The sequence below is a fragment of the Massilia timonae CCUG 45783 genome (genome assembly GCF_000315425.1).
Taxonomy (GTDB): Bacteria; Pseudomonadota; Gammaproteobacteria; order Burkholderiales; family Burkholderiaceae_D; genus Telluria; species Telluria timonae.
This window is the reverse complement of the sequence record NZ_JH992926.1, coordinates 145,273-157,045: the sequence shown is the minus strand read 5'-3', so window position 1 is coordinate 157,045 and position 11,773 is coordinate 145,273. Positions and strand designations below refer to the sequence as shown.

Annotated in this window: 10 protein-coding genes; 5 read left to right on the top strand and 5 right to left on the bottom strand. The window is 67.9% G+C overall.

Features of this window, described 5'->3' with window-relative positions; genetic code table 11:
• Positions 1-77 precede the first annotated feature (77 nt).
• Both HMPREF9710_RS28960 and HMPREF9710_RS23500 read right to left on the bottom strand, forming a co-directional pair.
• On the bottom strand, positions 78-467 hold the full coding sequence (locus tag HMPREF9710_RS28960; protein WP_371855240.1) for a LytTR family DNA-binding domain-containing protein: 390 nt from the start codon (positions 465-467) through the stop codon (positions 78-80).
• 350 nt (positions 468-817) lie between these two features.
• Positions 818-3,385 (bottom strand): TonB-dependent receptor plug domain-containing protein, encoded by a 2,568-nt coding sequence (locus HMPREF9710_RS23500; RefSeq protein ID WP_005670607.1) that lies wholly within the window; start codon positions 3,383-3,385, stop codon positions 818-820.
• 385 nt (positions 3,386-3,770) lie between these two features.
• On the opposite strand from HMPREF9710_RS23500, the gene HMPREF9710_RS23495 reads away from it, so the two are divergent.
• Positions 3,771-5,228 carry a M28 family peptidase gene (locus HMPREF9710_RS23495; RefSeq protein ID WP_005670605.1) on the top strand — a complete coding sequence of 486 codons (1,458 nt, stop codon included), beginning with the start codon at positions 3,771-3,773 and terminating at the stop codon, positions 5,226-5,228.
• 28 nt (positions 5,229-5,256) lie between these two features.
• Positions 5,257-5,910, top strand: a complete 654-nt coding sequence (locus HMPREF9710_RS26775; protein WP_051205178.1) for an MOSC domain-containing protein — start codon at positions 5,257-5,259, stop codon at positions 5,908-5,910.
• Here HMPREF9710_RS26775 and HMPREF9710_RS23485 read toward each other — a convergent pair.
• Entirely contained in the window at positions 5,907-6,839 is a 933-nt protein-coding gene (locus HMPREF9710_RS23485; RefSeq protein WP_005670603.1) for a DMT family transporter, read from the bottom strand. The two genes, HMPREF9710_RS26775 and HMPREF9710_RS23485, sit on opposite strands and share 4 nt — an antisense overlap.
• A 97-nt stretch (positions 6,840-6,936) precedes the next feature.
• On the opposite strand from HMPREF9710_RS23485, the gene HMPREF9710_RS23480 reads away from it, so the two are divergent.
• The 3 genes from HMPREF9710_RS23480 (at position 6,937) to HMPREF9710_RS23470 (ending at position 9,423) form a co-directional block, all read left to right on the top strand.
• Positions 6,937-7,824 (top strand): LysR family transcriptional regulator, encoded by an 888-nt coding sequence (locus tag HMPREF9710_RS23480; RefSeq protein WP_005670601.1) that lies wholly within the window; start codon positions 6,937-6,939, stop codon positions 7,822-7,824.
• Positions 7,825-7,936: 112 nt separating this feature from the next.
• Positions 7,937-8,326 carry a hypothetical protein gene (locus HMPREF9710_RS23475; RefSeq protein ID WP_005670599.1) on the top strand — a complete coding sequence of 130 codons (390 nt, stop codon included), beginning with the start codon at positions 7,937-7,939 and terminating at the stop codon, positions 8,324-8,326.
• Positions 8,327-8,382: 56 nt separating this feature from the next.
• Positions 8,383-9,423, top strand: a complete 1,041-nt coding sequence (locus HMPREF9710_RS23470) for a DUF4380 domain-containing protein (RefSeq protein WP_005670598.1) — start codon at positions 8,383-8,385, stop codon at positions 9,421-9,423.
• Here HMPREF9710_RS23470 and HMPREF9710_RS23465 read toward each other — a convergent pair.
• Positions 9,409-10,305 carry an SMP-30/gluconolactonase/LRE family protein gene (locus HMPREF9710_RS23465; RefSeq protein WP_005670597.1) on the bottom strand — a complete coding sequence of 299 codons (897 nt, stop codon included), beginning with the start codon at positions 10,303-10,305 and terminating at the stop codon, positions 9,409-9,411. The genes HMPREF9710_RS23470 and HMPREF9710_RS23465 overlap by 15 nt on opposite strands.
• A gap of 8 nt (positions 10,306-10,313) precedes the next feature.
• The gene (locus HMPREF9710_RS23460) at positions 10,314-11,708 is read right to left on the bottom strand and encodes an MFS transporter (RefSeq protein ID WP_005670596.1); all 1,395 of its coding nucleotides are present in this window, start codon (positions 11,706-11,708) and stop codon (positions 10,314-10,316) included.
• Positions 11,709-11,773 lie beyond the last annotated feature (65 nt).

Genomic DNA, 11,773 nt, shown 5'->3' with positions numbered 1-11,773 from the left:
TGACGATCAAGTCTGGTTGAATCCGGAACGGATTCGGCCAGAAGCACTACAGCAAGCAGCTTGAGATGACGCGACAACTACGTTGACAAACACCGGTTATCTACTGGTCTTTTTGACAGACAAGAGCAATGGTGACGTCGACAGCGTGATGTTCTTCCCGGAGGTCGAGTAGCGTCACAAGTAGCCGACATCTGCCTGAACAAATGCGCATACACCGGACTCACCCGCGGCTTGTCCGCCCGCCCGCGCAGGTTCAGGGTCACCTTGCCCATGTCATCCCGCACCGCACTCAGCACGCACGCCATATTCACCACCATGCTGCGGCTGACCTGTCGGAACCGGTCCGGATCGAGCTGCGGCAGCAAATCCTTCAGCGGCACCCGAATCAGCGCCTCGCTGTCCGCCGTCGCCACGTTCACGTACTTGTCGACCGCCTGGAAGAACACGATGTCGGCCACCGGGATCATCCGCACCACATTACCGACCGCCGCCCGCACCGTCGTCAAGCGCTCGATCGATGCTGCCGCCGGCAGCAGCGCCTGGAGCTGGCCGAGCAGTTGGCCCAGCGAGTCCGTGCCCCCCCACGCCCGCTGCCTGCTCCCGGCGCGCCTCAACCAGCGCGCGCAGGCGCTCCACCGTCTTGCCCAGTCGGCCCGCGCTGACCGGCTTGAGCACGTAGTCCACTGCGGCCCGCTCGAAAGCCTCGACCGCATAGTCAATGAGGGGGCGAGCGCCCGGCAAGCCGTCCTGCGACGAACCGGAGAAAGCACGGTGCGAAGCGGCTACGGGGGCGGCCGAAACCGCTTCGCGGCAGCGCTTAGAAGCGGTAATTGACCTTCACCGACGCCACCCGGCCGCGCGGATCGCCCTGGGTGTAGTCGAAGAAGGCGGTCGACGAATCCCATGACGGACGCTTGTCGCCCAGGTTGTGCACGATGAAGCTGACGGTGGCCGCCTGGGTCGCCTTCCAGGCCAGGTTCAGGTCGAAGGTGCCGTACGGCTTGACGCGCTCGCCCGGACGGGTGGTCTGGTCGTAGCCGTCGACATAGTTCCACACCAGCGTATTGCTCCAGTCCTGGATGTCCCAGCTCAGGCCGGTCACGCCGCGCCACTTCGGAATCGAGCCGAAGTAGTTGTTGCCGGCGCCTTCCGTGAGCGGCAGGCCGACCGCCAGCGGCTGTTCGAACGACAGCACCCGGCTCAGTTGCGCGTTCAGGGTCAGCTTGCCGTAAGCGGCCAGCGGCTGCACGTGGCGCAGGTCGACGTCGAAGCCCGACACCACGCGGTTGCCCTGGTTGGCATACTGGCGGTACAGGGTCAGGATGCGGCCCTGGGCGTCGCGCACGATCTTGCCGGGCGCCGACGCTTCGTTGGCGATGATGTTGTCGGCCGATTCGGTGCCGATCACACCCTCGGTACGGATGCGGTAGAAGTCCAGGCCCAGGCTGGTGCGGTTGTTCGGGGCCAGCACGATGCCGAAGTTGGCATTGGTCGAGCGCTCCGGCGACAGGTCGGGGTTGGCGATCGTCAGGTTGGTGATGCCGCGCGCCTGGGTCGGCGAGATCGGATCGCGCGGATCGACCACGTTGCCGTAGCTGACCGAGGTCGAGTTGGTGATCTCGGGCAGCGACGGCGCGCGGAAGCCCCGCGACAGCGTGCCGCGCACCAGCAGCCACGGCGCCGCCTGCCAGCGCACGCTGGCCTTGGGCGAGAAGGCGCTGCCGAAGTCGTCGTAATGGTCGCCGCGCCCGGCCAGGTTGACGCTCAGGTCTTTCAGCACCGGCACGTTCAGCTCGGCGAACAGCGCCGCCACGTCACGGCTGCCATCGATGATGTTGATCGCCGGGCGCAGCTCGGTGCCCGACAGCACCGCGGTCGAGGTCTGCGAATCCATCTCTTCGCGCCGCCACTGGGCGCCGGCGGCGAAGCCGAGCGCCCCGGCCGGCAGCTGCACCAGTTCGCGGGTCGCGCTCAGGTCGACCGTGGTGAGCTTCGACTCGGCCGGGCGCAGCGTCGACAGGCGCAGGCGGTTGCGCACTTCCTCGCTGTTATTGGCCTGGTTGACGAAGTCATAGCTGCCGTCCGCGAGCACCTTCTCGAACTCGTAGCGGTTGACGAAGTTCTGCACGGTTTCCTTCAGCTCGCTGCCGGAGTGGCCGACCGAGGCGTCGTATTCCCAGCCGCCGGCATAGCCCTTCACGCCTGTCAACACGCGGAAGAACTCCACACGGCCCTGCTTCATGCGCGGGCCCAGGTCGAACAGGGTGGCGTTGAACGGCAGCGGCGTGGCGCCGGGATTGTTCGGATGGCCGACCGGCAGCACCACGTTGATGTTGTCGAGCTGCTGGGTGGCGTCGTTCCAGGCGCGCAGGCCGGTGCCGACGGTCAGCGGTGCGCTGAAGGTCTGGTCGGCGCGCGAGCGGCCGTACAGCACCTCGGCATAGGCCTCGTGGTCCTGGCCCAGCTTGACGGCGCCGCGCAGCGAGGCGTGGGCGCGCTGGATGCCCGGAATCAGGGTCTTGTAGGTGGCCGGGTTGTAGGCCAGAACGTTACCGCTGCGGCCAGGCGTGATCTCGCCGTAGGGCTGCACCGCCAGCGGACCCGCATTCGCGCCGGATGCGCCGCCCAGCCACTGGGTCGGGTCGTTGTTGACGTAGTTGGTCGGCACCCAGGCCAGGGTCCCGTTCGGATTGCCGCGGAAGTCGCTGCCGGCCATCCAGCCCACCTGGTCCTGCTGCAGCTTGTCGCGCCACTGGGCATCAAGCGAGAACACGACGCTGTAGCCATCCTCGACCAGCGAACCGAAGCCGGACTGCAGGGTCACGCTCTTGTCGTCCTGGCCGGTTCCCTCGGTGGAGCGTCCGGCCTGGGCGCTGATCTCGGTGCCCTTGAACTCCTTGTAGAGAATGATGTTGACCACGCCGGCGACGGCGTCCGAACCGTAGACCGACGATGCGCCGTCCTTCAGCACCTCGATGCGCTGCACCGCCGCCATCGGCAGGCTGTTCAGGTCGACGAAGACTTCCTGCAGGTTCTGGGCGGTGGCGTAAGGGCTGACGCGCTTGCCGTTCACCAGGATCAGCGTGTTCTTCTGGCCCAGGCCGCGCAGCGACAGGCCGGCGGTGCCGGCCGAGAAGCTGCCGGTGAACTGTTCGTTGTAGCTGTTGCCGCTGTTGGCCGAGATCGAACGGATCACGTCGGCGATGCTGGCCTTGCCGGTGGCGGCCAGCTCCTTGGCGGAGATGACCTGGACCGCGCTGGCGCCTTCCTTTTGCGTGGTGCGGATGTTGGAGCCGGTGACGACGACTTTTTCGATGTCCTGGGCGACGGCGTGTTGCGAGAATGCGGCGGCGAGCGCCACGACGATAGCGAGTGGTTTGTGCATGGTGTTCCTGGTAGTGGTCTTCCCGCGGCGGCGCTCCAGGCGTCGCAGCGGGCGTGCGCTTCCTGCCCCATCCTCGAGGGACGGGTGCGGAAGACGGCGGTATGGATCAGGCGATCAGTTGCGCGACATTCGACAGCACGACCCGGCCTTGCCCGGCAGGTGCGCCGTGCGGGTTCGTGAAGCAGGATGCTGCGAATGTGTCATGACCGAATAATCGTTGAATTGCTGTGGAAGACGCATAATACCCGGCGGAAATGGCATGCCAAACGAATAAATAAATACAAGCTTATGCAAATCGCCATCGAAACGCCCTGTCGACCGGGCGATTGACCGCACTAGCCCGACATGTCATATTGCCATTTTTTCCACCCAAGGAAGTCAACGCATGCGTCACCTTGTCCCTGTCCTCGGCCTCAGCCTCGCCCTCGCCGGCTGCGCGACCCAGCTTGACGCGCCCCGCGCGTCCGCCCCTGATGCGCTCACCAGCCACATCTCGGCCGACTCACTGCGCGGCCACCTGTCCTTCCTCTCGTCCGACCTGCTCGAAGGCCGCGGCACGCCGTCGCGCGGCGTCGACCTGGCGGCCGAGTACATCGCCGCCCAGTTCCGCCGCGCCGGGCTCGAGGCGGCCGGCGACGACGGCTACTACCAGACCGCCCACTGGCAGTACGCGAAGCGCGGCGAAAAGGACATCACGCTCACGGTGAAGGCTGGCGGCAAGACGATCGAGGTCCCGGTCGGCGGCGCCTCGGCCAATTTCGTCGACCCGGTCACCCTCGGGAACACGCCGGCCGTGTTCATGCCATGGCAGGCGGCGCTGGACGACAAGGGCGCGGCCGACGGCAAGGTGCTGGTCGTGCCCGCGGCGGCGATCCCGGGCGCGGCCGGCGTGCTGAAATCGAAGCTGCAGAGCAAACCCGCGCTGGTCTTGATGATCGACCGCGAACGCCGCCATGGCCGCACCCAGGGCGGCTGGCTGATCGACCCGAGCCAGCCGGTGGCCAAGGACGGCCCGCCGGTCGTGCTGCTGCACGCGGCCGACGTCGCCGCCACGCTCGAACGGGGCGGCGCCAGCGTCGCGGCCAAGGTGGTGGCGCCAGCCGTCAGCCCGGTCAAGCTGCGCAACGTGATCGGCGTCCTGCGCGGATCGGATCCGCAACTGAAGAATACCTACGTCATGCTCAGCGCCCACTACGACCACCTGGGCATCCGCGACGGCGAAATCTATAACGGCGCCAACGACGACGGCAGCGGCACCGTGTCGATGATCGAGATCGCCGCCGCCATGGCCGCGCAGAAGGAACGCCCGCGCCGCAGCATCGTGTTCGTCGCCCTGTTCGGCGAAGAGCTCGGCCTGCTGGGTTCGCGCTACTATGCGAAGCACCCGGTGTTCCCGCTGAAGGACACCGTGATGAACCTGAACCTGGAGCAGCTGGGCCGCACCGACGACAGCGAGGGCCCGCAGGTCTCGTCGGCGACCATGACCGGCTTCGACTACTCCACCGTGGGCACGACGCTGCAGCGCGCCGCCGGGCGCACCGGCATCCGCTTCTGGAAGCATCCGACCAACAGCGACCGCTATTTCGCCCGCAGCGACAACCAGGCCCTGGCCGACGCCGGCGTGCCGGCGCACACGCTCGCAGTGGCCTTCGGCTTCCCCGACTACCACGGCAAGGACGACACCTGGGACAAGATCGACTACGACAATATGGCGCGCGTGAACCGCATGATCGCCCTGGCCCTGCAGGACATCGCCAACGACGCGGCCAAGCCGGCGTGGACCGACGTTCCCAACGCCGCCAAGTACCGCGAGGCGGCGCGCGCGCTGCACGCGGCGCCGTGATGTCGGCGTCCGCGTTGGCGCCGGCCCTGTGATCGCCGCCCTGTCGATCCGCCCTCCCGGCGCGCCCGCGCCGATGCGGGTCGACGGCATGCGGCTGATCGCGGGCAGCGGCGCCGAAGGCGACCGCCATCTCGATCCGCTGTCCCCGCGCCAGTTGCTGCTGGCTTCGCGTGCCGGCTATGCCGCCCTGGCGCTCGCGCCGCAGGCGCTGCGCGAAAACCTCCTGCTCGACGACGACGTCGAACGTCTGCCTTCCGGCACCGTGCTGCAGATCGGGGCCGAGGCCAAGGTGCGGCTGATGTTCGCCTGCGAAGCCTGCGGCCGGCTCGACCTGCACGCCGAGCGGCTGGCGGCCAGGATCGGCGCCCGGCGCGGCGTGCTGGCGCGCGTGGTCGAGGGCGGGGTCATCCGTCCGGGCGATCCGGTGCGCAATCTCGGTCAAGGCTTCGCGTCGTGGCCGGACGACTGGCGCCTGCGCATCGCCCAGGTGCTGGACGCCGTCCCGCCTGGCGCCGTGGTCGAGTACGCCCAGCTGGCGCGCCTGGCGGGCGTTCAGTCCAGTTATTGCCGGGCCTTTCCGCGCCTCTTGCGCGCACTGGGATCAGGCCATGCGGCCAAGGCCGTCCCGGCGCGCGCCGCCTGCCCGCTTCCGCGCTGGAACGGCGCCGGCCTGTTCGACTAGGCAGCGACCTTTTTCGGGGCCGGCTTGAGCCGGGCCACCCCGAGAATCACCAGCGCCAGCCCGCCCAACTGATATAACGACAGCGGTTCGCCCAACAGCAACCATGAAGCGAACACGGTCAGCACCGGCCCCAGGTTGCCCACCGCCGCCGCCTGCGGCGCGCCCATGCGCCCGATCGCCAGCGCCAGCCAGTAGATCGGCAGCGCGGTCGACACCAATGCCATCAGGCCGGCATTGAGCCAGACCGCGGGCGGCAGCGCCGGCAGCGCGGCCAGCTCGCCAGCCGCCACGAAGTGCCCCAGCACGAACGCGCAGGACGCGCTGCCGGCCAGGCCGGCCAGGCGCATGGAGCCGATCCGGCCCACGAGCGCCCCGGTGCCGAGATAGTACATGGCGTAGGTGACCGCGCTGGCGAACACCCAGGCCGATCCCACCATCACCTCGCGGCTCCAGCCGGTCACCTGCAGGTCGTGCACGAAGCCGATGCCCAGGCCCAGGTAGCAGATCGCGAGCGCCTGCAAGGTGCGGCCCGATGGCCGCTGGCGCGTCAGGCAGACCTGGAACAGCAAGACCAGGGTCGGGTACAGGTAAAGGATCAGCCGTTCCAGCCCCGCCGTGATGGTTTCCAGGCCATAGAAGTCGAACAGGCTGGAAAGATAGTAGCCAAGAAAACCCAGCACGGCGATGTGGAGCCCGTCCTTCACCGACAGCGGTTCGGCGGTGCGGTCGCGCGCCAGCCAGGCCAGCCACAGGAACAACGGCAGCGCGAAGCCCATGCGCAAGGCCAGCAGGGTGAGCGCATCGACCGGCGCCGCCGCATAGCCCAGCTTGACGAACACCGCCTTCATGCTGAAGCCGGCGGCGGCGAGCACCGCGTACAGGCGGCCATCCTGGGACCAGCTGCGAAGAACTGCTTGGGTTGAACTCATGATCGGATGTTGGCGGCAAAGACCTTATTCTGCCGCGAAAGCATCCGCGCTAGAATACGTCACTCCTGGACTCTGCCTTCGCGATACGAGAAACCCCATGCACGTCGACCTGACCGATCTCCGCCTCTTGCTGGCCATCGCCGACGCCGGAAGCCTCAGCAAGGCGGCCGAGCGTTTCCCGATCGCCCTGTCGGCCGCCAGCAACCGCCTGCGCGGCTTCGAGGAAGATTGCGGCATCGTGGTGTTTACCCGCTTGGCCGGCGGGATGGCGCCGACGCCGGCCGGCCGCTTCATCCTGGAGCGCGCGGCGCGCGTGGTCAGCGAGGTCGAGCAGTTGCGCGATACCGTGCGCGAGCTGCGCGGGCCGCAGCGCGGCGCGGTGCGCCTGGCCGGCACCACGGTGGCGATCAGCACCTTCCTGCCGGCCGCGCTGGGCGTGTTCCTGGGCGACCATCCAGAAGTCGACCTGCAGCTCGAGGAACGCACCAGCCGCGACATCCTGCAGGCGGTGCGCGCCCGCGAGATCGAGATCGGCATCCTGGACGGCAACGTGGCGACCGGCGACGTGATCTCGCTGCCGTTTCGCACCGACCGCCTGGTGCTGCTGGTGCCGAACGGCCACCCGCTGGGAGCGCGCCCTGCCACCCGGCTGCGCGACGCCTTCGAGTTCGCCTTCGTCTGCCTGCCCGCCGAGCGCCCGATGCAGCACTTCGTCGAGTCGCGCGCAGTGCAGAGCGGGCGCCCGCTCAAGGTGCGGGTGCGCGCGCCCAGCTTCGACGCCATCGCCCAGCTGGTGGCGCAGGACGCCGGGATCGCCATGCTGCCCGAGGCCGCCGCCAGCCGCTTCGCGCGCGAGCTGCCGGTCGGCATCGTGTCGCTCGACGACGCCTGGGCCAACCGGGAACTTCGGGTGTGCTTCGCCGATCCGAATACCCTGAGTCCGCATGCGGAAACGTTGTTACGTTATCTAGCGCACAGCGGATGAGTGTTGGAAATGTTGTAATGGCTTCGTCGCGCACGATTGCGGTCGTGGCGTGAGTCAAAAAATTAGCAGCAGGTGTAAGCTAAACGACAACATTTATTTTAAGGAGCACACCATGAAAACCACCTTCGCCCTGTCCGCCATCATGCTGTCCGTCGCCGTCCTGGCCACCGGCTGCAACAAGAACGACAATATGGGCCCAGCGCAAGAAGCCGGCGCCGCTGTCGACAATGCCGGCCGCGCCGTGGCCGAAGAAACCCGTGAAGGCGTGGCCGCTGCCGACGCCGCCGCCGAACGTGCGGGCGACCGCATCGAAGCCGCCGGCGACCGCGCCGAAGCCGCTGCCGAGCGCGCCGGCGACCGCATCGACAACGCCACCGCCGAAGTACGCCAGGAATCGCGCGAAGCCGCCGCCGAAGCCAAGGAAGCCGTCAGCGACACCACCGCCGCTGCTGGCCGCAGCGTCGAACGCGCCGGCGAGAAAATGCAGGACGCTTCGAAATAATCGTCCAGCGTCATCGCTTCAGACGAGCCGCGTGGCCGGGTAACCGGCTGCGCGGCTTGTTCTCGTCCGTCCAGGCGATCCGTCTCGCCTGTCTCTGCCTTCTCTCCCTCGCGTCCGCGCACGCTGCCTCGCAGCTTCCCTCGCAGCTGCCCTCGCACCGTCTCGACAATGGCGTCGTCCAGGCGCGAATCGCCGAGCCGGCCGGTGGCCGCCTGCTGTCGTTCGCACTGGCAGGCAAGCCCAATTTTTTGCTCGTCGACGAAACCGCCGGCGCACCCGACGCCATACCCAATGCGGCGTCCGGCCACGTGCCTTACCAGGGACACGAAGTCTGGATCGGGCCGCAAAGCGAGTGGTGGGTGCATCAGGACGTCAATCCGGCGCGCGCCGCCGCGCAGGCGGCCTGGCCTCCGGACCCTTGGCTGAGCCTTGCGACCTACACGCTGGTGGAACACAAGCGCGACGAAATCGTCCTCGACAGCCCGGCCAGTCCCGTCTCCGGCATCCAGCTGCGCAAGCGCTACGCGCTGGTCGCGGACAAGCCGCACAGCCTGCGGCTGGAAGCCGAAGCGACCAACCGCAGCGGCAAACAGGCGGGACGCGACATCTGGTTCAATACGCGCGTGCCGGCGCACACGATGGCCTATGTGCCGGTGGCGGCGCCGGACGATGTCCGGATCGAGCCGGCCGGCGCGCTGCGTTACACGCTGGCTGGCGGCCTGCTGTCGCTGGACCTGCCGGCGCCGGGTGACCCCGCGCGCAAAGGCAAGCTGTTCGTCCAGCCCTCGAGCGGCTGGCTGGCGGCATTCCGCGACGGCCAGCTCCTGGTGATCCAGTTCGCCCACCAGCCGCGCGCGGCGATCCACCCGGCCCAGGGCCAGGTGGAGCTGTACCAGGACATCGACCCTCGCGCGGCGGACAAAGGCATGCTGGAGCTGGAAGTGCACGCGCCCTACGTCAGGCTGGCGCCCGGCGAGGCGATGCGGGCGTCGGAGTTGTGGACCATCCTGCCCTACGACGGTCCCGCGGCCCGCGACGCCCACCTGGCATTCCTGCGCCGGCACGCGGCCCAGGTCGGAATATCAGGCATCCGGTGAGAACGGCGTCTCGGCCACGCCCTTGACGCCAGGGCGCAGCACCACCACGGCGCCGGCATCCCCGCCCGGGTTGCCGCCGCCTGCGGGGTCGATCGACGTCACCAGCAGCAGGTCGAGATCCGGCCCGCCGAAGGCGCACATCGACGGCTTGGCCATCGGCAGTTCGATCTCGCGATCGAGCCTGCCCGCCGGGGTGTAGCGCTGCACCACGCCGCCATCGTTGGCGCAGGTCCAGTAACAGCCGTCGGCGTCGACCGCGGCGCCATCCGGCCGGCCCTTCTGGCCGTTCAGGTCGAGGAACACCCGTTGGCCATGCGGCAAGCCCGCGTCGACGTCGTAGTCGTAGGCCCAGACCATGCGGCGCTGGGGATGGGAATCGGACAGGTACATCGTCTTCCCATCCGGCGACCAGGCCAATCCGTTCTGGGTCAGCATGTTCGACACCACCGGCCCGTGCAGGCCGTCACGGCCGGAATAACGATACAGGCCGCCGATCGCGCGCGCGGCGCCCATGTCCATGAACATGGTGCCGCTCCAGAAACGCCCCTGGCGGTCGCAGCGGCCGTCGTTGAAGCGCATGCCCTCACCCAGCTCGCTTACCGCCGGCGCGGCCAGCCGGCGAGCGCCGACCGAACCATCGTCGTGCAGGTCGAGGTGGAAGATCCCGCTCTCCATCCCGGCCACCAGCCCGCCGCCGCCGCTGGCCGCGATGCAGGCCACCATCTCCGGCGCCAGCCAGCGGCGCAATTCCCCGCTGGCGTGGTCACGCCGCCAGATGCGGCGGGCGGGAATGTCGACCCAGTACCAGGCCTGCTCCCCCGCATGCCACATCGGGCTCTCACCGGTCGCGCAGTGCACGCCGGCGACGATGTCCATTTCCATCGACATCCTTACAGGTCCTTGATTTCACGGTGCTGCGGCACCAGCGCCTTCATCACGCACCAGGCCACCAGATAGGCCAGCGCGCAGATCGAGAACATGATCATGTAACCGGTCGACAGCTGGCCCAGGGCGCCATAATAGTCGAACAGCCAGCCGCCGAGCTTGGTCAGCAGCACGCCGCCCAGGCCGCCGGCCATGCCGCCGATGCCGACCACCGAGCCCACGCTGTGTTTCGGGAACATGTCCGACACCGTCGTGAACAGGTTGGCCGACCAGGCCTGGTGGGCCGAGGCGCCGATGCCGATCAGGATCACCGGAATCCAGAAGCCCAGGTAGCCCAGCGGCTGCGCCAGCAGCACCACCAGCGGGCACAGGGCGATCAAGAGCATGGCGCGCATGCGGCCGTGATAGATGTCGGCGCCGCGGTTCAGGAAGTAGGTCGGCAGCCAGCCGCCGCCGATGCTGCCCACCATCGTCATGCTGTACAGGACCGCCAGCGGCAGGATCATGGCGGTGGCCGACATGCCGTATTGCGCCGACATGTATTTCGGCAGCCAGAACAGGAAGAACCACCACACGCCGTCGGTCAGGAATTTACCGGCGACGAAGGCCCAGGTCTGGCGGTAGCCGAGCAGCTTGAACCACGAGGTCCTGGCCACCCGGGTGTTGTCGACCGCCGCCGGGCTGACTCCGGCGTCGCTGTTGATATAGGCCAGTTCGGCCGCGCCGACGCGCGCCGAACGCTCCGGCACGTCGTACAGCCAGATCCAGGCGCCCATCCAGACGAAGCCGATGGCGCCGATCACGATGAAGGCAGCCTGCCAGCCCCAGAACTCGGCGATCACCGGCACCGTCAGCGGCGCCAGGATGGCGCCGACGTTGGCGCCCGAGTTGAAAATGCCGGTCGCGAACGAGCGCTCGCGCTTGGGGAAGTATTCGGCGGTGGCCTTGATCGCGGCCGGGAAGTTGCCGGCTTCGCCGATGGCGAGGACCGCGCGGCCGATCATGAAGCCGGCGATCGACACCGGCACCACGGCCAGCCCGATGGCGGTGAACACGGTGTTGACCGCCTCGCCGAGCCAGATCGCGTAGGCGTGGGCGACGGCGCCGAGCGACCAGACCACGATGGCCAGCACGTAGGCGCGCTTGGTGCCCATGCGGTCGATCACGCGGCCGGCGAACAGCATCGAGATGGCGTAGACAAACTGGAAGGTGGCCGCGATGTTGGCGTAGTCGGTGTTGGACCAGCCGAATTCGGCGGACAACATCGGCGCCAGCAGGCTGAGGACCTGGCGGTCCAGGTAATTGATGGTGGTGGCGAAGAACAGCAGTGCGCAAATCGTCCAGCGATATTTGCCCACCACCGTCTGTGCCGGTGCGAGGTCGATGACTTGCTGATTCATGGTGATCAGTTCTTTACAAGTTAAGACAGCCGGTGTCTCCCCCGGCTGGTGCTGCGACAGAAACT